The organism is Neorhizobium sp. DAR64862/K0K3, from assembly GCF_050500185.1.
Classification (GTDB): Bacteria; Pseudomonadota; Alphaproteobacteria; order Rhizobiales; family Rhizobiaceae; genus Neorhizobium; species Neorhizobium soli.
On record NZ_CP191449.1, the window covers coordinates 619,011 to 638,394 of the forward strand.

Genomic DNA, 19,384 nt, shown 5'->3' on the forward strand with positions numbered 1-19,384 from the left:
GCGCGACCTCCTAAGGTCTGATCTCACCTGTTTTTCCTAAATCGGCTTCTGTGTGATCGGAGGCTTTTCAGGTTTGTTGAGCCACGCCGTGCGTAGGCTCAGGTGAGTATGTGATGAATCTGCTTTCTTCTGCCATGCGGCACTTGGCTGCCATCGCCGCCCTATGTGTTCCTGTCGCCACCTATGCTGGCTCCGGGGATTATCAGCTACAGCTCCTCCAAACAGCGGTTGCTCAAGGGCCGGAGGCTGTTGTCGCCGTTCGACTGATGGACAAACGCACGGGCGCTTCTGTCCCCGACGCTGTGATCTTCGCGACACGCCTGGACATGGCACCGGAAGGAATGGAGGCTATGACAACCCGTGTTGAGCCACTTCCTGCGCGGGAGCCTGGCGTTTATCGATTTAAGACAAACCTCTCGATGGAAGGCGGATGGCGACTGAAGCTGGCGATGAAGGTTCAAGGCGAGCTTGAGACCGTCCAGGGCGAACTCGTGCTGCAGGCGACGCCATGAAGGCGGGTACACTGCTTTTCGCCACGACGGCACTCTCAGTAGCCGCCGTAGTGGGCTACACAGCGGGTAGCTTCGGATATGGGAAAGAACATGTCGCCATGGCTTTGTCGGTTGCAGGTCTCTCCACTGTCGAACAACCACCGGCAACCGACAACATCATCTACTACCAGCACCCCGACGGACTGCCGGAGTATTCTGCAGCGCCGAAGCGAACGTCTGATGGGAGACCCTTCCGGGATGTGCGGCAGAGCAAGGATGTTAGCTTCGAGCCTGTCGTGCCTTTGCAGGCACAGTCCGATCCAGAAACGGAACGGAAAGTTCTCTATTACCGCAACCCGATGGGCCTTCCTGACACGTCCCCGATCCCGAAGAAGGACTCCATGGGCATGAATTACCTGCCCGTTTATGAAGGGGATCAGCCCCGGGCGGGCGAGTTGCGGGTTCCACTTGGGAAGCTTCAGCGGATCGGTGTCAGGACGGCCACAGTCCTGACGCAACCTGTTCATCAAAAAATCAGGGTGCCCGGCGTCGTCCAGTTCGACGAGCGACGTATCCAGGTGGTCTCGATGCGGACCGACGCCTTCATCGATGAAGTCGCTAAGGTTACGACGGGCGACACGATCCGGAAGGGCGAAAAGCTATTTTCGTTCTATTCGGGAGATATAGCCCGAGCGGCCGCCGAGTTTGCTGCTTCCTTGCGAGCGGGCGGTGGTGGCGACCTCAACAGCGGCGTTGGTTTGCAGCTGCGTAACCTCGGCCTGCCGGATGAAACCATCCGTGACATCGCCAAAGAAAAGTCAGTCCCCAGGTCGCTGCAGTACGTATCGCCGATTGACGGGGTCGTTCTTGAGCGACTGGCGATACCTGGCATGATGGCTGAAGCTGGAGACACCCTTTTCAGAATGGTCGACAACTCAGTCGTCTGGGTCGTCGCGGATGTTCCCGAATTCGATCTTCCGTCGGTGCGGAAGGGCCAGCCAGTCATGATCAGGTTTAGCAATCTTCCGGGGCAGGAGTATCTTGGGACTGTTGGGCTGATCTACCCTGACCTGCAACCACAGACGAGGACGGCCAGAGTTCGGGTAGAAGTACCTAACCCAAACGGCAGTCTGCTCGCAAATATGTTCGCCGAGGTCGAGATCGAGAGTGGCGATGCTGCTCCGGTCGTTGCCGTCCCGAACTCCGCTATCATTGATACTGGTAGCCGCCGGATGGTCTTCGTCGACAAAGGTGACGGCCGATTTGAGGCGCGGGACGTGGAAATCGGCATACGTGGAGGCGACTTGGTTGAAGTGCGCAATGGTCTCGCGGCTGGAGAGGTAGTCGTCACCTCCGCAAATTTCTTGCTGGATGCCGAGAGCAATCTGACCTCGGCCCTTAGTGCCATTGCTCCACAGGAGCGCACGCCATGATCTCATATGTTATCGCGTGGTCCGCCAGGAACCTGGTCCTGGTCTTCGTCGGCGCAGCCTTGGTCATAGCAGCGGGCGTCTACTCACTCAGGACGCTTCCACTGGATGCAATCCCTGATCTCTCCGATGTCCAAGTGATCGTCTACACGGAATATCCGGGCCAAGCGCCACAGGTGGTTGAGGATCAGGTTACCTATCCTCTCACGACGTCGATGTTGACCGTTCCACGTTCCAAGGTCGTTCGCGGCTTCTCCTTCTTCGGAGTGTCGTTCGTCTACGTCATCTTCGATGACGGAACTGATCCGTATTGGGCTCGCAGCCGCGTACTGGAGTACCTGAATGCAGCCGCCAGCCGTCTACCTGAAGGTGTCACGCCAACTTTAGGCCCCGACGCGACGGGTGTCGGCTGGATATACCAGTACGCCTTGATCGCGAAGGAGCTTTCGTTGGCCGAACTTCGGTCTCTTCAGGATTGGGTTGTCCGCTTTGGCTTGGCGAAGGTAGATGGCGTCTCCGAAGTGGCGAGCGTTGGCGGCTTCGTGAAGCAGTATTCGATTGTCGTCGATCCAATCCGGCTTCGCGCTCAGAACATCACGATCAAGCAAATTGCTGACGCCGTTCGAGCCAGCAACCGTGACGTCGGAGGCCGCACTGTCGAGCTGTCGGAGTTCGAGTTCATGGTGAGAGGGAAGGGGTATTTAAGCGGCATCCCGGACATCGAAAACATTGTCCTCATGTCTGAGCGGGGTGTCCCGCTTCGGCTTCGGGATGTAGCTCGGGTGGAAGCAGTTCCAGACGAGCGACGCGGTATCACCGAACTCAACGGCGACGGTGAGGTAGCCAGCGGCATCGTATTGCAGCGCTTCGGGTCCAACGCCCTGACGGTGATAGATGGGGTGAAGGAGAGTCTTGCAAGCATCAGCAAAACTCTGCCTGAGGGCACTGAGATTGTCCCTGTCTACGACCGGTCACAGCTGATCGAGGCCGCCATCGAAACTCTAAAAGGGACGCTTATTGAAGAGTCCATCGTCGTGGCCTTGGTGACGGTCGCCTTCTTGCTGCATGTCCGAAGCGCACTGGTCGCGATCATCATGTTGCCCATTGGAATCCTGCTGGCCTTCGTAGCCATGCGGTCCCTGACCATCGGCGCAAACATCATGAGCCTCGGCGGAATTGCCATCGCCATCGGCGCGATGATCGATGCTGCTATCGTCATGATAGAAAACGCGCACAAGCATCTTGAACGTGCGCCCCCGGATAAGAGCAGATCAGAAGTCTTGATCGAGGCGGCCACCGAGGTTGGTCCGGCACTATTCTTCAGCCTGCTTATAATCACGGTTTCGTTTCTGCCGATTTTTACACTGGAGTCCCAGGAGGGGCGGCTGTTTGGGCCGCTCGCCTTCACCAAGACGTTCGCGATGGCGGCTGCCGCGCTGCTGTCAGTAACTCTCGTCCCAGCTCTCATGATATTGTTCGTAAGGGGCAAGATCGTACCGGAGCACCGCAACCCGTTGAACCGGTTCCTGATTTGGTCATACCGTCCGATCATCAAGTTGGTCCTGCGGGCGAAGATTCTAACGATCCTCCTCGCTCTAGTGGTGTTGGCAGCGACAGTCTGGCCTGCACGGCAGCTGGGAACCGAGTTCATGCCGAGCATGAACGAAGGCACTCTCATGTACATGCCGACAACATTGCCGGGCCTGTCCGTGACCAAAGCGGCGGAACTGATGCAAACGCAGGACAGGATCATCAAATCCTTCCCGGAGGTGCTTACCGTTTTTGGAAAGGCCGGAAGGGCGTTGACAGCAACCGACCCAGCGCCCATGGAAATGTTCGAAACCATTATCACCCTCAAGCCTGAAGCCGAATGGCGAGAAGGGCTGACGATTGACAGCCTGAAGCAGGAGATGGACGCTGCACTGCAGTTTCCTGGTGTTTCGAATGCATGGACGATGCCTATCCGCGCTCGCATCGACATGCTTTCGACGGGCATCCGAACGCCGGTCGGGGTGAAGGTCTTTGGAACAGACCTCAAGGAGATCGAGCGCGTGGCCCGCGATGTCGAGAAGGTTTTGAAGGCAGTCCCGGGCACATCCAGCGCCTATGCCGAGCGGGTCATTGGTGGCTATTACCTCGACATCGTCCCCGACCGCATTGCGCTTGGTCGCTACGGCCTGTCTGTCGATGATGTGCAGGACGTAGTTGGCATGGCGCTTGGATCGGAAGTCATCACGTCCACGGTGGAAGGCCGTGAGCGATATGGGGTTGCGTTGCGTTATCCGCGAGCCTTCAGGAGCGATCCCCAGGCTATTGCTCGCGACGTCGAGGTGGCAATCCCCGGAGGAGGGTCCGTTCCACTAGGGCAGGTTGCCCATGTCGGGCTCAGCCGGGGCGCAACCAGCATCCGCACCGAAAACGGTCAGCTGGCCGTCTATGTCTTCGTCGACATCGCAGGGCGGGACCTGGGCGGCTACGTGGCAGAAGCACGCGCCGCAGTTGAGAAGAGCGTGAAGATGCCATCCAGCTATTTGGTGGAATGGAGCGGCCAGTTTGAATACCTTGAGCGGGCCAAGGCGCGGCTTTCTGTTGTAGTTCCCCTGACGCTCGCTCTAATCTTCCTGCTTCTATTCCTAAACTTCCGGGCGCTGACAGAGACGTTCATCGTGATGTTGTCGCTGCCATTCGCACTGGTTGGCGGAATCTGGCTCATGTGGTGGCTTGGGTTCAACGCATCCGTTGCTGTGGCGGTCGGCTTCATAGCGCTCGCTGGCGTGGCCGCTGAAACCGGCGTGATCATGCTGATCTATCTCGATCACGCTCTTAAGGAGCGACGGAACCTTTGCAACGCAGAGGGGCGGCAGCTGAATAAGGATGACTTACGGGACGCTATCATGGTCGGCGCTGTTGAGCGGGTGAGGCCGAAGATGATGACCGTTGTAGCCATCATGGTGGGGTTAATCCCGATCCTCTGGAGCACAGGAGCAGGCTCCGAGATTATGCAGCGCATCGCCGTCCCGATGATCGGCGGGATGGTCTCGTCGACGGTCCTGACGCTCGTCGTCATTCCCGCCGTCTATGCACTGGTAAAAGGCTGGGGTCTCCCGGCACTAGGCGCTAAGTTACCACACCACCATTTGGCACCAGATCAAAAAGGAGTTTTCGCATGAACAGGAGACAGTTTATCTGCGCGGCAGCGGCATGCTTTGCGGTTGGCTACGCACCCTCGGCGCATGCATCGCAGCCAACAATGACCGTTTATAAAGACCCGACCTGCGGCTGTTGCGGCGCTTGGGCAAGCGCCATCGGAGAAGCCGACATTGCGGTCGACGTCCAGGAGGTTGAAGACATCAACACGATCAAACGGAAGCACAGAGTACCGAAAACCTTGGAAGGCTGCCACACGGCCGTGATCGGTAGTTACTTTATCGAAGGTCACGTTCCGCTTGAAGCGGTTCAGCAACTTTTGAATGAATCACCTGCCATTGCGGGGCTTGCGGTGGCCGGTATGCCGGTCGGGTCGCTTGGCATGGGTGATAATCCGAAGGTGGCATCCTACGATGTCTGGAGCGTTGGCCAGAGTGGTGACACCGCGATCTACATGAGCGTTCGGCCTAGAAAGAGCTGATGGTAAAGCCGCCTAGCAGAGAATGACGAAGGACCAGGCCGCATTCCTTCTGCTCCCTGCCGCTTGCTGATGTCCAGTGGGATTTCTAGTTCGTCAATCAGCTGCGCCACCCGATCTGATCGGCTTGCGCACCGCTCCCAAGCGCCAGTATTTCGTTCTGCCCAATGAGATGCGTGGTGTCGACATTGAAAGGATATTGCGCCATCTCCTAATCGACCCCATTGTCGCCATTTTGCGAGCTGATCGGGGTCGACATGCTCGTTCTAATTTGCAAGCGATGAACAGTCCTCTTCTCAGACTTCAGATGCTTGAGTTCCAGGTCCATCGTGTACGGTAGCTCGACGCCGTAAGCTCTAGCCCTTTCGACGACCTCTTCGCCGCTGATACCGAGTCGAACGACGACAGTTCGGAGGCTTAAAGCTCCCAGCGACCACCCGTCGATGATTGTTCGCTCATAGTCTGGATGGCCCGGCTGAAACCGCCGGTGGTCACCGGTCCGATACGCGACTACAGCTTTTGAAATGCACGAGGTCGCCTCTTCGTCTGTAAGGTATCCAGGCTCAAAACCTGTCACCGCCACTGGCCAAGGTTCTTCATACCACTACCGTGGCGAGCGGGTGCCGGTCTCATTTCCGCCCAGTTCAAACCGCCAGTAGGTGCCACGAGCACGAAAGTAGAAGTACCTACCATCGACGTTGGCTTCGGCCTGGACTGGGGTCCAACCTGACAGATGGTAAAGCTCGAAGCCCTCTAGGGTCTCAAAGCTGGTTCGGGTTTCCGGCGCGAGGTTTAAACGTTGGAGGTTGGAAGGAGCATCATCTGCCTTGGATCGTATCTCAGCTTTAAGCCTATCCGCGACAACGCCTGCGAAAATTTCATCATTGCCGGGCCGCGCTTTGGAGGCGTCCAGAATGTTCCGGATCGCAAGTAGCCCGCTTGGTCTGCTAGCCGATTAATTTGATGATAATCGTAGATTGCGGCACTAGGATAGGTGACTTTGAACGTGAGGCTGCCGTTTTGCCAGATCGGCTCCATCCGAAGAATGTTTGCGTCTGTTAGGCTCATTCACGCCTCCAGCTCAGATGTCGATAACTAAATTTTGGACGAACCCAGTATGACCTCGCTCGCGCCAGTAGCCGCGCGGGTTGCACAGCACCCGGGTGACCCCTTCGTAATAATCGAGGTGATGATGTACATGTCCATGCACCCAGAGATCGGGCTTGCCTTGATGGATGAGCGCTGTCAGGTCAGACGCGAATGCACCGTTGCTAGGATGTCCTAGAAATTCCGGATGCAGTGATCTGGGCGAAGGTGCATGATGTGATAATACAATGGTCTTTCCATGGAAGGGCTTGGCCAATTCACCTGAAATGAAATCTCGGCTTTCTACATGGCGGGCAATCAGTTCCTTTGCTGTCAGTAAGCCAGGCATTCCGTCATCGAACCGGGCCGAGCGATAGATCGCCTGGAAATCCATCATGTATCTCTTGCAGATGTTGATGGAGAGTGCCTTGCGTTCGCTTAGGGGAAGCTCGTCGACGTCGCTACCGTGTTCGATTTCGAAATCAGTCCACAATGTCGCGCCCACAATGCGAGTGTCGCCGAGGACGACGGTCTCGTTTTCCAGGATCGTGAGATTCTCACTTACGCTTTGTTTTGCGCTCTCTAGTACATGATCAATGGTCGAGCCATAGTAGTCATGATTGCCCAAGCATGTAACCACAGGCATCCAAGGAACGATGTGGCGCTGCAGAAACTCAACGGAAAACTCGACGATCCCAGAGATATCCCCAGCGCAGATGCAAACTTCTGCTTCAGGCACGTCCAGGCGATCAAGTTGAGAAAGCGTGATGCTCGTGGCGTGGATGTCGCTGATAATCCAAGCTTTCACGGTGAAGTCCTTAATCTAAAAGAGGGGCAGCAAGCGAGCGACAGCGCGTCACTGGGACGTCAGCGCAGCTATTAGTGGCCGGGGAGAGGGCGTTATGCAGTCGGATGAATTTCGTGGGTACCGAGTGCGCCAGCGCTTCGTGAGGAGCCCTCGTCTAGGGGTATCAGGAGCTTCTCCAACCGATCACCAGCTAGGCGGCCTTCGAATTTCAGCGCCTTTGCAACTGCAAGAACCACATTTTGGTAAAGTTGCAACGATGTTCTGGCACGTTCGTATTCTGACTAAAGCAGAAAATCGACTTCTCGTTGGAGGTTTGGAAACTGTTCAAAAATGGTCGCATCGGCTGCATCGATGACGTTTTCAGGAAACACATGGAGGGCGCGGCCAAACCCGTACCTCCCAATCATTCTTATTGCCTGGCTCGTTGCACCGGCGAGGTCACTCTCACTTGCCCCGCCGGACACCGTTGACCTGTCGCCTATATGCAATTCTTCCGCGACCATTCCGCCCAATGACATAGCAATTTCATCACGCATGGAAGTCTCGCTTTCCAGCTGATGATTGGGTCTTGCAACCACGACCCGACCGTGTGCGTCGTCAAAGTTGCTATCGGGGAAATTATGACTGATTGCGACCTCAACGAATTCGATTGTGCCGATGCCATACAGCTTCGCTAGCACCGCGTGACCGGCTTCATGAACACAAATGCGCCAGAAATCCTTCTCGTCCAGCAAAGGCTCCGGTGGCAGTTCGCTGATTATGTCCGCCGCTGAAAAGGCACGATACTCCAGTCTAGCCCGCTGTTTGACCATCCGGCTAAACTGTTCAAGGTCGGCTCCGGTTGTGCTTTTAAGCCGACGGGCGGCAATCTGAATAGCGTCCTGGTCGGCCCCAGGAAGATAAAAGGCTAGTATTCTCGCGCGGTCCTTCACATTAGGACGGGCGAGTTTGAAATGTTTTTCGAGCCTGCCCGGCCTCAACAGAGCGGCGTCGACTTTTTCCGGATAGTTGGACGCACCAATGACGATGACGCCTTCGCGCCCCAAAGACCCGTCAATTGCTTCCAGAAGTGCATTCACCACTTCAGTGCAGTAATGGCTGTTGTCTCCTGAGAATTTCCTCCGGTCGCCGACTGAATCGAGTTCGTCGATGAGCAATATTGATGGTGGATTGCTCCGCGCCTGATTGAAATCCGCGTACATCATTCGCAGCAGGTCGCCCAGATGCCCGGCGCTTTGCCACTGAGCGAGAGACGCGGCAACAAGGGGGATGCCAAGAAAAGCTGCCAGCGATACCGCGAACGATGTCTTTCCCGTTCCTGGTGGGCCGTAGACAAGAACACCCTTGTCAACGTCCTGCCATCGCAGGCGACCTTCCCGCCAAGCAATCAGGTCAAGTTGAAGGCGCTGTGCCCACTGACCGGCCTCACCGAATGCTTCGATAGGCAGCGCTTTGCTAGACGCTCCCGCCTTGGCCACAATTTTGCGTAAACGCTGGATGGCAGGTATGGGGGAGCGCCCGTGTCTAAATACTGCATCGACGGATGTTGATGGCTGCTCCCGCAGGAAATCATTGTCTTCCGATGAGATGAGGCCGGTTCCCAAGAGCCGCCCGAGCGCCTTCAAGTCCTTGTCAGTTGATGGCGCGAGATGAAGAATAATATCCGCCGCCACTTCCACCTCGGGATGCAGTTCCGAGCCGCTTTTTGCGAAGATCAGTACCTTAGGATAGCCAAGTTGGACCTGTGCAGTGAAATCCCACTGCCGCTTTTTATTGCGCTCGGTTGGATGGCAGAAAGAGTTGAAGTAGAGGGGCTTCTTGCTTTCCTCACCAAAACAAACCTCCGAGAGGTACTGCATGTCGTCCAAAAGCCATGTCCTCGGAACGACAACGACGACGATGGAACTCGGTCTCGCCACGAACTCTGGATACGTCTTTAAGGCACGGGTAAGCGCACAATAGGCAAGAAAGAGGCGTGGAGCCTTTTCGAGAACGGCACGGCCTGAGTGACGATTCAACGTAAAGGCGGTATTCGTGACTGTCTTCCGGAATTCCTGCGTCGCGCGATAGAGCTTCTCCGCCGCCTCTCGGAGCTTCGTTTTGCGGTCGCGCGGGTTCATTGGCGTGTTCCGGGAATAGGGGTCACCGGATCGACGAGCCGATACCATCGGTTGTGAGAACGTGCTAGCCGCTGCTCCAAGTTCCAAAGCAACAGCCTGGTCGAGATACCAACGTTGCCGTCTTTGATCGTGGGGTGCCGCTGCATCGTGCCCGAGAGCGCCGGGACCGTGCGGCGAGCTACTGCCCAACCCGAGATCGTGGTCTCCACTTCAACGGAAGCAATACCAAAGTCCACGTAAAGCTCTAGGTCGTCGGCGAGCCGTTTGTATGAGGTTATCATCTTCCGGACTGAAAGCGGCGACATTTCGGGCAGAATTTCAGACATCGAAGCCTCGGTGTGTTTGGACGGCGGGAATCCGGTATTCCACTTCACGGACCAATCTGGTGCCTAAATCCGGTACCACCGGTTCATCGTTCGAGCGAGACCAAGGTCTTCATCGAAATAAAACAGCTCGCTGGTGATGCCGGAGCTGTGATTTTGAATAGTAGGGTGGCCAACCATTCTCCCGAACAAGCATGGCACAGCCCTGCGTGTGATGGCCCATTCTTCGATTTTCACGGGAGCTTCTAAAAACGAGATTTGCTTACTCGCAGCGATACGTTCCAGGTCAGACGTCAGCGCCTTTAAGCGACCAATTAAGTGAAGGGGCTCTTCTCCCAACCATTCAAGCGACATCCTGCAGCTCCGATTCGTGTGAATTTCCTTGCTGTAATTCAGCACGCACCGCATTAGGAGTCAACATACTGCATATTAAGTCTCTAAAAAGCATAGCAAGTCGTAATGTTGACATTTTATGGTCTCGGCGGTTTGTCGCAGCTATGGAGCTTGGTGCCGGGACCTTCAGAGCTGCGCGATCTCTGCTTGATTTGAAGCAAGCTGAGGTAGCTGCTCGTGCCGACGTTTCTCGCAGTCTTGTCCTTAGAATGGAGGCTGGGGACGTTAAGAACTCCCTGCATTCTGACATTCCAAAACTAAAGCGCACCGTGCACCCCGACGCTGTTAAGCTGAAGAATTTCTACGAAACGCACGGTATCGAGTTCCTGGAGCCTATGGATCAACGTGGCCCTGGCGTTCGTTGGGATGTGGCGATGGGCGACGGTGTAGTGGACCGTGCTTATTTGCGAGCGGGCAGGGCCCTCGCGGGAATCCGACAATCGGTTTTAGCAGAGAACGCAAAAGTTGGTCAGAGCCTGATCAGCCGGTTCGAAAGCGGGGAGACGAAATCGATACCTACTGCAGCATTTGACGCTATAGTGTCGGGTTTGCGCATGGCCGGTATCGAACTTCTGAAAAGCAGCAAAGGAAAAGCTGGCGTCTGCTTACGTCTAAGCGACAGGTCCTGACGGAGCCATCCGCAGTCGCGGCGTGAGCAAAGCCAGGTTACCGATATTCTGCCACACCCGCTGAACGAATTGCTTTTTTCAGACGCGCTGTGCCTTATTAGGGAAGCATCCTGAGACAGTCAGTGATTGTCCGCGCGATTGATCTGTCGAAGCGGTTGATTTAAAAAATCCTCATCCAGATTTCGCGTAGCTGCGTTAACTGCCCAGCGGGCGAACTTCTCCAGCAGGGCATCGCGAACCGCTTCAAGTTCTAGGACCTTCCGTTCAAGCTCCACAATCCGTTGTTGTGCACCAGACAAAGGCTTGGAAGCTGCCGAACGTCGCGGCTTCTTCTGGTAGGCGGCGTATGCTGCTTTGATCTCGATGTAGTTATTTAGGGCTTGCCTGGTGTAAAGATTGCCGGTTTGAACCGCGATACTGTTGCAGAGGCCGTTCCAGGTCAAACGACCCTTCCATGCGGTCATGATTGAGAGGATTTCGGTAATGCGGACTGCATCAAGCGGAGGTGCCCTGCGTCTTGAGGATCGTTTTTTGAGTACCTTGCGCTTTGCCATCATGAGTTCCCGTAAGGCAAGGCTGACTCACCTAAACCATGAGGCAAGACCAGGTCTGCGTCTCGGGTCAGCCCCTGATCGTGCATCGCTTGCTCAACCGCTGAAAATCGTCCCGATTTTGACAAACGGATGACAGAGCCATCCGGAATTTCCGGGTCGCAGAGCAGGGCGTGCAACTGTTCGAGGCGTCTGATGATCTCGGTGTGAGCTTCGTACCATTCAGCAGCTCCCTCATACTCGTTCGCCATCCCGGCTTCCGCCGCCTTCATGCTCTTGCGGGCATGCTCTAACGCCATCGCCACTCGTTCCAAATGTCTCGGATCATGACCTTTTACGCAAACGTGCTTCGTGCACTGCAGACACTCCATGAACATATTGCAGGGGGAGGATGCGAAGTCATGTTCGCAAAAGCCTAGATCGGTCGCATGGCCGTGGCCGATTATCGATGCTGCTTGCGTGCGGCTGACCGGCGCATTGATGCTAATTTTGCCTGCTCCGTTTGCGGGCAGCTGCTTTTCTCTGATGCGTATAGAGGCGAGGATTTCCCCAGGCGACCGTTGGTCGTAGACGGCGTTTTGGCGAATATCCTTGCGTCCGCTCCAAGCCGCAATTTCGACTTCTGATAACCCACCACGCTGGGCGAGCGTATTGAGGTAGTGGCGGAGCTGATGTGTCCGGATCGTTATCGGATCGTCGCGTGTAGACAAGCCGAGCCGAGAAAAGATGTTCGGATAGGCATGGTGAAAGTTATTTTGGACATTGTTGTAGCCAAGGAGTGAGATCATACAACGCCATCGGCCTTTACCTTCGTCCCCGAACTCGTTGCGCCGAACGACTGTTAAAGACTGACTGACTTTAAGTCCTGTTGCTCTGTCAGCAATCGGGAAGTCGCGCGGGAGTAGCGCGACTATCTCCCGCTCAACATCCTTGAATCGAAGAAGATTAAGTCTTCGACCTTTTGAGTCGTGACCAAAGACTGGAACGATCTTCCGGCTACGCACCCAGTCTCCCGCGCTGTCAGTCGCGGTGTAGCCGATGATCTGCGCGAGGTCGCGGTACGACAGCATCTGACCTCGTAGATGGCTGCAGTCGGGGGGCAGGTACAGCTTGTTTGGATTTGATTCATACCACAACGCAATCTCACGGGCTTCAGTCGTTGCGGCCCTGATTCTTTCGATGGCACGTTGTGCCAAATCGGTCATAACCTCAGGGATCGCCTTTGCGAAGTCATGGTACCCTTTCGAGCCCGCCCAACGGAGCATGTACCCTTCCTCGCCCTCTACAAGAGGCTTTATCTCGCAATCCTCTGGTAGGGCGAAAATTTCGTTCACTCGGCTTGGTGCGCATGCGAGGAGGGCTACGACCGACGACAGGATAATATCGCCCGGCTCTTTCGCGAGAAGGAAGGCTTCTGGTAAAGCGTCGAGCGCCTCCTGAGACGGTAGTGATGCGCCACGTCTTTCATCAGACTTCGCACCAATTCCTCGAACTTGAGTCTTCCACGGGCGGCCGTGTTTCCAGTCTATCGGAGCATGGACAGCAAGCTTCTTGTCACGGAGGAACTTTGCAAGTGGACGTAGCAGAGTACCTATTGTCGAGGCGTAGTTGCCTGATTTCCTGGAACTTGCCATTGCCACAGCATTGTCCAAAATATGGGCATCAATCGTACACAAATCTGCGACCATATTCTTGCCTTCGAAAGCCCGGAGTAGTTCCCGAAAGGCCATAATGGTGTTTTGGGGAGGGCCTGCATTGACATTCGCCGCAGCTTTATACCGAATGTAGGCTCTACACTGACTAGCGAAAGGCTCGGGAAATGGCTCACCCAGAAAACCGTTAGAAGGGCTGAGCTTCGTGAAGTTCAGCAGGATTCTTCCTGAGTGACCTCGACGCTGGAAACGTTCGCTGACGTCCCAGGTTACGGCATCAAACTCCAGCTGGGTACCGAACACTGTAAGTTGGTTTCGGCTGAAGGAGATGAAGTCAATCATGTTCTTGGAGGCAGAGCGATCTGCTTTTGGGATAAAGGGGATCAAGTCATTCACTCAACCATCTCCCGCCCATTCATTCGGCACAGCCTGACAACTTCGGCGCAAGCAACTATTGTATCGTCAAGGGATTGAGCAACGATAGCAGAGCCTTCGACCGCCATTCTTGTGCGGCGTGCGAGAAGGCTTTCCAAAATCTCTTCATGGGGACCATCAGTCCAGGGATGAAATAATCGGCACGTATAACAGGCTAGCGGTTTTCCAAGCCCACAGAAGCCGAACTTGCCACATCCACCGATATCGGTAGGGGCTCCGCCATCGCCAGCGCCGAACACATGCTTCTGAATGCTTTGGTCCTGGCTGTCACTTTTAACGCGGACTGACCCAACGAAGCGCTGAGCCAGAGGCGCAAGTAGGATCGCAACCTTTTTGTCAATGTTCTGGAGGGTTTTCGAACTCACTTCAATGTAGTTGCGAGCAGCTGTCAGAGATGAATGATCAAGCAGTTGGGCAATCTGTTCAAGCGTACGGCCTTCTTGAGCTGCCCGGGTCCCTAACGTCCGACGTGCTCGTCTGGCATTAACGTTGATGACTTTTCCGGTCCTTTCCGATTTAACCTCCAGAGCCTCCATGACGTTAATGATGCGCATTCCGATGGACGCACGTGTTGGAGCCGCAGGTGTACCGCTGTCGGAGTAGAATGTGCTATTTACGTGCTGAGCCGGAAAGAGCGGGGCTTGATCTGGGTCATCCATACCGGAAGCTTCGGCCTGTCTGCGCACGATACGTGCCTGGGCTAGCAAAACGATGCCAATGTCTTCTATAAGTGGCCGATCCGTAAATTGGGAGCGATACGCCGTCCCTCCCTGCTTCGCGCGGGGCACACTCAGTAGATACGTGGTCACGCCATTGTTCTCGCGTATCCTGAGGTCGCACAGCCGAAGACTCGCGATCTGAACTGGGCGAGGTGCTAACGCGGCGCTCAGCAGGCATATGCCGTAGTTGCTAAGGGAGAGCGATCCTGTTGCAAACGCCGCGTGCAGAGCCTTGTGCAGACCATCGAATTCGAGGTTTGTATAGGCTCCCAGTTCAGGGTCTAGCAGGCGAACAGCGAGTCCCCGCTTCGGCGCGTCGGAAGGCATTTCGGTAGCCGTCACGAACGCTGCCTGCGAAACACCAGGAATACCCAATTGAGCCCAAAGCCGAACAATGTAATTCACTGTTGTGGAACGGTAGAGCTGTTTTTGCGCCCGTGAGCCTCGGAAATTCAGCAGGTGCGCTGGCATGATTTCTTTTGAGGAGCTATCATAACCTCCAATATGCAGCAAAAAGTACCTGAGGGTTTGGAAGGTTGTATAGGCTGATATAGGGTTCTCTGATAGTAGAAGAGATGCGGCAAAACGCTTACAGCAGGTAATCAGTTCTGCTGACACATGAAGATCATGGAAGCGGAAATGTTTTCTTCCAGTTGCGGTCACAATGATCCAGTGGTCTAAACGGGGTAAGTAGGAAAAGCCATCAAGTGTGATTGCCTCGTCGGGCAATTCATCTTCGATATTCTCGGTGGCCAGTCTGCCAGACGACGTCTTAAGCAAAGTAGTATCCTCGAAATTATCAACCGCAGCGCCTTACCCTCGCGGCAGGGCGTCACTGGTGGATTCACTGCGTCTCTAGTTCTTCGTCATGCATCATCAGACGTTCTTGCATCTGACGACTGTGCTCGTCTGCTTTCGCCTTCGTCCTCCGTTTTAGATAGTGACCGGGCATAGTAGAGTTCGCAGACCACCCCATTAGCCAAGCCCTTTCCCTCAATTCATCCTCGGGCTTCATCCCAATGAGATCGGCGTAGGCAGAGAAATTCTCGTTCCATTGATGGCGAAGAACATGAGCGCTCGCTTCAGCTAGTTCAGGAAACTTCTTGCGCAAAGTTGCGAACAGTTCAGTCACGGCGCTTCCAGAAAGGGGCTTCCCATCCTTCGCAACAAAGAGATAGCCGTGCTTTCGTGCGGCCTCGATCTTGGAGCGAGCCTTCAAGTAGTCTTCACCTAGCTCCGCTAGGATCGCGTTGAGAGGCGCGAGCCGTTCAAGGGTTTTTGCTGCTGGCTGCCTGCGACGAGGGTCTCGTTTGTCGTCATGTCTACGGCGAATTTCGCAGTAGGACTGTCCTCGATTGAAATCTTTAACCAGAAGGCCGAGCAGTTCACCCTTTCGCATACCTGTGCCCAGGAGCCATTTTACAATTGTCCAATTCCGGAGGCGCACAAATGGGTCGCTCCAAGGATTTTCGAGGCTTGACGGCTCAGCAACGGCTAACAGTCGGGCCTGAGCAGCAGGATCAAGAGTTTGCCTACCATTCGGGCTTACAGAAGGCTCTCTCTGCTTTATTTGATTTAAGACTTCAGCCAAGCGTGCTCCGTAATCGTGCGCACGGGAAAACGCGCTCTCGCCGCCTTCATAGCCGAAGCGGCTGTTTTGTCGCTCACCAAGCCAGCGCAGATAGCTGCGCAGATAATGCAGTCTTATCAGAGTGGTCTGCGAACTTACCGTTCGGACCCGCTTTGCAGCTGGTAAACGCCGAACCAGCGCCGCGCGGTTTGCGCTGTCATCGGTCCGCGCTCGGCGTCTGGATTTCTTGGCAAGTGGCTTCCGTAGGCTTTCGAAGGGCTGGTGAGCATCTGTGACGAGAGCCTCCAGCTCACCTAAGCTAAAGAACACTCCGTCTCTCACACGCTGAACCAAATCTATCCCAGAACGCTCGCAAAAGAGATGCAGCAGCATAGCGCCTCGAAGCGCTTGCTCTACCGTAGATGCGCTCTTGTGGCGGTAGCTCGTGAGCGTCCATACAGTCGCGTCGAAAAATGGAACCCCCATCCCATCAAGGAGCAACGGGCAACGCTCTCCATCGGAGAACACGATGACTTCGATCCTTGGCTGAGTGGGCGTGAGGCTTCTGACCAGCCGCCCAGTCATTTCTGAATCATCTCCTTCTAAAATAACTTGTAAACATAACGAATCATACTGTAGTTTCATCGCATTAAGCCGTCTAGTTTACAAGAAGATGAGTTCCTGTGCCTTAGAACTTGTTGTAGGAAATGCCGGCCGATGCGTTGAGGCCCGTCACCTGCTTGATCTTGGCCCGGATCTCCAGCGCAATCTCGGTGGCGATCTCCATGCCCTTCAGGTTCTCGGTGACGTCGAGATAGGCCTCATCAAGCGACAGCGGTTCGATCAGCGGCGTATATTCCGCAAAGATCTCCCGGATCTGCTGGGATACCGATTTGTAGACCTCGAATCGCGGCGGCACGAAGATCAGGTCCGGACATTTGCGCTTGGCCGTGACGGAGGGCATGGCGGAGTGAACGCCGAAGGCGCGCGCCTCGTAGCTTGCGGCCGCCACCACACCGCGCGCCGCAGATCCGCCGACCGCCAGCGGCTTGCCGCGCAGGTCAGGATTGTCGCGCTGCTCGACGGAGGCATAGAACGCATCCATGTCGACATGGATGATCTTGCGGGTGGATATGGGAACCGGGACATTCATGCTGGCGTGCGGATTTGCTGGAAGATAGAAACAAAAAGAGAACATAGCAGTCTTGCGACAAATATCCAAGCTCTCTGCCCAGCTTCCTGTGCATGAGGGAAACAAGCGGGCTTTGAAGGCGTTTGCTTCTGGTGATCATCAACAGGAGACAGTTTCATGGCTGACGACAGCACGACAACCATTCGAGCGACTTTCGACACCCGTGCGGCCGCAGACCTTGCGGTCGAACATCTGGTTCAGCAGCACGGTATCTCGCGTCCGGATATCTTCATCCAGTCCGTCGGTGCCGACAACACGGTCGGATCCGCGCCGTCGGGTGGCGATGCGTCGCATGATGGCGGAGAGCGCACCGATGGCCCGCTGGAGGGCGAGATCGAGGTTTCTGCCGATATCACTGAGAGCAAGATGGCGGCGGTGCAGAAGAGTTTTGGCGAAGCAGGCGCGATACGGGTCACCGGCCGCTGATTTCAGCGAACCAAGGGGCCGGCTCTCAGCCGGCTCCGTAGGGCGGTGAGCTCAGAGGTTTGCTGCAATCGAATCGGCGACGAGCAGCGCATGTTCCGCAACCTGCGGAAATCCCATCAACTCGCCAAAATGTCCGCGTGCCAGCGGGCCGGCGATGAAGAGCCTTGGTTCGGGCTTGCCATCCGCGTCTATCGCGTTGGACTGCTCGTTGCAGGAAAGACCAAGCCCCGTCGGATCGAGGTGCAGAAAGCCGTGATCGCCGAGTTGCCGCAGCCATTGCTGGCTCTGCAGCACGTTGCCGTGGGCCGGGCCGGTCGTGACCGCGACGGCATCGAACTGGCGGACTTCGACACCATTCTTCCCGCGCCGCTTGATGGTGACATCGATGATGTCTCCGTCGGTGCTGACGTCGACGATGCCTGCGGCGAGGATGTCGAGCCTGCCGGCTGCCGCCTCCGCGTCGAGCACGTCTTCCACCTGCGGCGCAATCCGGAAGCGGTGGACGTCCCAATAGGGACGCAGGTGTCGCACGATCCGGCGGCGTGCCTCGAGCGGCAGATGCTTCCAGATGCCGCCGCCTTGCGAGCGCAACTGGTCGAGAACCGCATGCCAGGTCTGACCCTCCGCCTGCGCTTCCCTGATCGCGGCCCGCACGCGGTACAGGATCTCGGATGCGCTTGTGGCGGGATGGTCGAGAAAGTCGCCGAACGGCTCTTGCGCAAAGGTGGCGTGTCCGCGCGAGCGCAGGCCACGGCGCGAAAGGGCAGTAATGCTGCCGCTATGCCCGCAACGCTTCAACGAGGCGATGACATCCGCGGAGGTCAGCCCGTTGCCGACGACGAGGACCCGATCGTCGGCCCGGATCGGCGCCAATGCGTTCGGCGCTGTCGGGTCCGCGACATAGCGCGGATGCTCGGCCAGTCGTCTCAAGGAGCGTGGGGCAACCGGAGCAGGGTGGGTGGCAGCGATCACCAGGATATCGGCAACCAGCGTCTGCCCGGTGGTATCGGTGACATGCCATTGGTCGTGCCGCTTTTCGACGCCGGTCACCGCGGCGCAGATATGGCGGACGGCTCCGGATGCCAAAAGAGGTTGAAGGTTGGACAGGACATAGTTTCCGAAGATGCCCCGGCGCGGAAACACGTTGCCATCGGCGCGAAATGCCGCCTCATCGTCCGCAACGGAGCCGATCGTTTCCATCCATCTCGAAAAATGCTCGGGATCGCCAGGAAGTATGCTCATTCGCGTTGCCGGGACGTTGATCCGGTGCACCGGGTCCCGCGTATCGTACGCGAGGCCCCTGCCGATTTCGGCACGCGGCTCGAAAATGGTGATGTCGACGGCGTCCGCCTTGTGGCCCGTCGCGAGATGGAAAGCGACCGCTGCCCCGGTCACGCCGCCGCCGATAATGGCGATTGAAGATCGTGTTGGTTCAGGCCGTTCAGACGTCTTCGATGCTGTCACTGTCAGTCACTTCGGTTAGACGCGGCCGCTCTCTTAAATTCGCACGGCACGTCGTTGGATCAAAAATCGATAGGCGCTGCGCTTGCAAAAACGGGCTTTTTCCAAGACATCGGAAACGGAGCACGTTTATCCCTTCGCGCGGCAAAATTTAGTCCAGGGTTCTCGCAGGCAATATTGTTCACGACTCCCTCTGACGCGACATTACACATCAAAGATCGGGAAGGAATGGAGAGCGTGATGATTGGTGGCGGCTTTTCGATATTTGGGATCGATCTGTTCGGATCGACAAGGCAGTTGGCCGGTGACCGAAAAGAAGAAGCCGCGGCATTGCCACGGCTCAAGACGCAGAAGGTCGAGGAGACTGATGCCGATCGACTGACGGATACCGACCAGCAGGACATTTTTCTTTGGAGTACGTCTCTCGCCTACTGAGACATGACGCGGAAGCCGGTCTCAGCCGGGCCTTCGTC

The 19,384-nt window shown here is 56.1% G+C and carries 17 protein-coding genes and 1 pseudogene; 7 read left to right on the top strand and 11 right to left on the bottom strand.

Annotated features, from left to right (window positions below; all coding sequences use genetic code 11):
* Positions 1 to 113: 113 nt before the first annotated feature.
* The 4 genes from ACQY1L_RS03105 to ACQY1L_RS03120 are packed head-to-tail and all read left to right on the top strand — an operon-like array spanning position 114 to position 5,549.
* Positions 114 to 512, top strand: coding sequence for a FixH family protein (locus ACQY1L_RS03105; protein WP_430242669.1), 399 nt, complete (start codon positions 114 to 116; stop codon positions 510 to 512).
* On the top strand, positions 509 to 1,924 hold the full coding sequence (locus ACQY1L_RS03110) for an efflux RND transporter periplasmic adaptor subunit (RefSeq protein ID WP_430242672.1): 1,416 nt from the start codon (positions 509 to 511) through the stop codon (positions 1,922 to 1,924). The genes ACQY1L_RS03105 and ACQY1L_RS03110 overlap by 4 nt, the downstream gene beginning before the upstream one ends.
* The gene (locus ACQY1L_RS03115; protein ID WP_430242675.1) at positions 1,921 to 5,091 is read left to right on the top strand and encodes an efflux RND transporter permease subunit; all 3,171 of its coding nucleotides are present in this window, start codon (positions 1,921 to 1,923) and stop codon (positions 5,089 to 5,091) included. Before ACQY1L_RS03110 ends, ACQY1L_RS03115 begins: the two co-directional genes overlap by 4 nt.
* Positions 5,088 to 5,549, top strand: a complete 462-nt coding sequence (locus ACQY1L_RS03120) for a DUF411 domain-containing protein (protein WP_430242678.1) — start codon at positions 5,088 to 5,090, stop codon at positions 5,547 to 5,549. The genes ACQY1L_RS03115 and ACQY1L_RS03120 overlap by 4 nt, the downstream gene beginning before the upstream one ends.
* 789 nt (positions 5,550 to 6,338) lie before the next feature.
* Here ACQY1L_RS03120 and ACQY1L_RS03125 read toward each other — a convergent pair.
* From ACQY1L_RS03125 to ACQY1L_RS03145, 5 genes are all read right to left on the bottom strand, one after another.
* The gene (locus tag ACQY1L_RS03125; RefSeq protein ID WP_325262841.1) at positions 6,339 to 6,614 is read right to left on the bottom strand and encodes a hypothetical protein; all 276 of its coding nucleotides are present in this window, start codon (positions 6,612 to 6,614) and stop codon (positions 6,339 to 6,341) included.
* Positions 6,615 to 6,627: 13 nt separating this feature from the next.
* Positions 6,628 to 7,440, bottom strand: a complete 813-nt coding sequence (locus ACQY1L_RS03130; RefSeq protein ID WP_325262839.1) for a metallophosphoesterase — start codon at positions 7,438 to 7,440, stop codon at positions 6,628 to 6,630.
* A gap of 281 nt (positions 7,441 to 7,721) precedes the next feature.
* Complete coding sequence (locus ACQY1L_RS03135) at positions 7,722 to 9,560, bottom strand: AAA family ATPase (protein WP_430261954.1); 1,839 nt, start codon at positions 9,558 to 9,560, stop codon at positions 7,722 to 7,724.
* On the bottom strand, positions 9,557 to 9,886 hold the full coding sequence (locus ACQY1L_RS03140) for a hypothetical protein (RefSeq protein ID WP_325265788.1): 330 nt from the start codon (positions 9,884 to 9,886) through the stop codon (positions 9,557 to 9,559). Before ACQY1L_RS03140 ends, ACQY1L_RS03135 begins: the two co-directional genes overlap by 4 nt.
* Before the next feature lie 63 nt (positions 9,887 to 9,949).
* Positions 9,950 to 10,237, bottom strand: a complete 288-nt coding sequence (locus ACQY1L_RS03145) for a hypothetical protein (RefSeq protein ID WP_325265789.1) — start codon at positions 10,235 to 10,237, stop codon at positions 9,950 to 9,952.
* A 413-nt stretch (positions 10,238 to 10,650) separates the two neighbouring features.
* Here ACQY1L_RS03145 and ACQY1L_RS03150 point away from each other — a divergent pair, with 413 nt between their 5' ends.
* Positions 10,651 to 10,905 carry a helix-turn-helix domain-containing protein gene (locus ACQY1L_RS03150; protein ID WP_430262010.1) on the top strand — a complete coding sequence of 85 codons (255 nt, stop codon included), beginning with the start codon at positions 10,651 to 10,653 and terminating at the stop codon, positions 10,903 to 10,905.
* 119 nt (positions 10,906 to 11,024) lie between these two features.
* Here ACQY1L_RS03150 and ACQY1L_RS03155 read toward each other — a convergent pair whose 3' ends face one another.
* The 5 genes and pseudogenes from ACQY1L_RS03155 to dinB form a co-directional block, all read right to left on the bottom strand.
* On the bottom strand, positions 11,025 to 11,462 hold the full coding sequence (locus ACQY1L_RS03155) for a hypothetical protein (RefSeq protein WP_430261956.1): 438 nt from the start codon (positions 11,460 to 11,462) through the stop codon (positions 11,025 to 11,027).
* Positions 11,459 to 13,504: a hypothetical protein gene (locus tag ACQY1L_RS03160; RefSeq protein ID WP_430261958.1), complete on the bottom strand. Its 2,046-nt coding sequence runs from the start codon at positions 13,502 to 13,504 to the stop codon at positions 11,459 to 11,461. The genes ACQY1L_RS03155 and ACQY1L_RS03160 overlap by 4 nt, the downstream gene beginning before the upstream one ends.
* A complete protein-coding gene (locus tag ACQY1L_RS03165; protein ID WP_325265793.1) occupies positions 13,501 to 15,042 on the bottom strand; it encodes a site-specific integrase in 1,542 nt (513 codons plus the stop codon). Before ACQY1L_RS03165 ends, ACQY1L_RS03160 begins: the two co-directional genes overlap by 4 nt.
* 64 nt (positions 15,043 to 15,106) lie before the next feature.
* On the bottom strand, positions 15,107 to 16,477 hold the full coding sequence (locus tag ACQY1L_RS03170; RefSeq protein WP_325265794.1) for a site-specific integrase: 1,371 nt from the start codon (positions 16,475 to 16,477) through the stop codon (positions 15,107 to 15,109).
* A 46-nt stretch (positions 16,478 to 16,523) separates the two neighbouring features.
* Positions 16,524 to 16,985: pseudogene (gene dinB, locus ACQY1L_RS03175) on the bottom strand (DNA polymerase IV); the annotation flags it as partial.
* A 156-nt stretch (positions 16,986 to 17,141) separates the two neighbouring features.
* On the opposite strand from dinB, the gene ACQY1L_RS03180 reads away from it, so the two are divergent.
* Entirely contained in the window at positions 17,142 to 17,450 is a 309-nt protein-coding gene (locus ACQY1L_RS03180; protein ID WP_062455075.1) for a hypothetical protein, read from the top strand.
* 51 nt (positions 17,451 to 17,501) lie between these two features.
* On the opposite strand, the gene ACQY1L_RS03185 is transcribed toward ACQY1L_RS03180, so the two are convergent.
* Entirely contained in the window at positions 17,502 to 18,914 is a 1,413-nt protein-coding gene (locus ACQY1L_RS03185; protein ID WP_430242690.1) for an FAD/NAD(P)-binding protein, read from the bottom strand.
* A 54-nt stretch (positions 18,915 to 18,968) separates the two neighbouring features.
* Between ACQY1L_RS03185 and ACQY1L_RS03190 the strand changes: the two genes are divergently transcribed.
* Positions 18,969 to 19,346, top strand: a complete 378-nt coding sequence (locus tag ACQY1L_RS03190; protein WP_430242693.1) for a hypothetical protein — start codon at positions 18,969 to 18,971, stop codon at positions 19,344 to 19,346.
* The last annotated feature ends 38 nt before the right edge of the window (positions 19,347 to 19,384 follow it).

Bases quoted from the DNA above. Each gene is read 5' to 3' on its own strand.
- ACQY1L_RS03105 (WP_430242669.1), top strand. From the start codon at position 114: ATGAATCTGCTTTCTTCTGCCATGCGGCACTTGGCTGCCATCGCCGCC.
- ACQY1L_RS03110 (WP_430242672.1), top strand. From the start codon at position 509: ATGAAGGCGGGTACACTGCTTTTCGCCACGACGGCACTCTCAGTAGCC.
- ACQY1L_RS03115 (WP_430242675.1), top strand. From the start codon at position 1,921: ATGATCTCATATGTTATCGCGTGGTCCGCCAGGAACCTGGTCCTGGTC.
- ACQY1L_RS03120 (WP_430242678.1), top strand. From the start codon at position 5,088: ATGAACAGGAGACAGTTTATCTGCGCGGCAGCGGCATGCTTTGCGGTT.
- ACQY1L_RS03125 (WP_325262841.1), bottom strand. From the start codon at position 6,614: ATGAGCCTAACAGACGCAAACATTCTTCGGATGGAGCCGATCTGGCAA.
- ACQY1L_RS03135 (WP_430261954.1), bottom strand. From the start codon at position 9,560: ATGAACCCGCGCGACCGCAAAACGAAGCTCCGAGAGGCGGCGGAGAAG.
- ACQY1L_RS03140 (WP_325265788.1), bottom strand. From the start codon at position 9,886: ATGTCTGAAATTCTGCCCGAAATGTCGCCGCTTTCAGTCCGGAAGATG.
- ACQY1L_RS03145 (WP_325265789.1), bottom strand. From the start codon at position 10,237: ATGTCGCTTGAATGGTTGGGAGAAGAGCCCCTTCACTTAATTGGTCGC.
- ACQY1L_RS03150 (WP_430262010.1), top strand. From the start codon at position 10,651: ATGGGCGACGGTGTAGTGGACCGTGCTTATTTGCGAGCGGGCAGGGCC.
- ACQY1L_RS03155 (WP_430261956.1), bottom strand. From the start codon at position 11,462: ATGATGGCAAAGCGCAAGGTACTCAAAAAACGATCCTCAAGACGCAGG.
- ACQY1L_RS03170 (WP_325265794.1), bottom strand. From the start codon at position 16,477: ATGAAACTACAGTATGATTCGTTATGTTTACAAGTTATTTTAGAAGGA.
- ACQY1L_RS03180 (WP_062455075.1), top strand. From the start codon at position 17,142: ATGGCTGACGACAGCACGACAACCATTCGAGCGACTTTCGACACCCGT.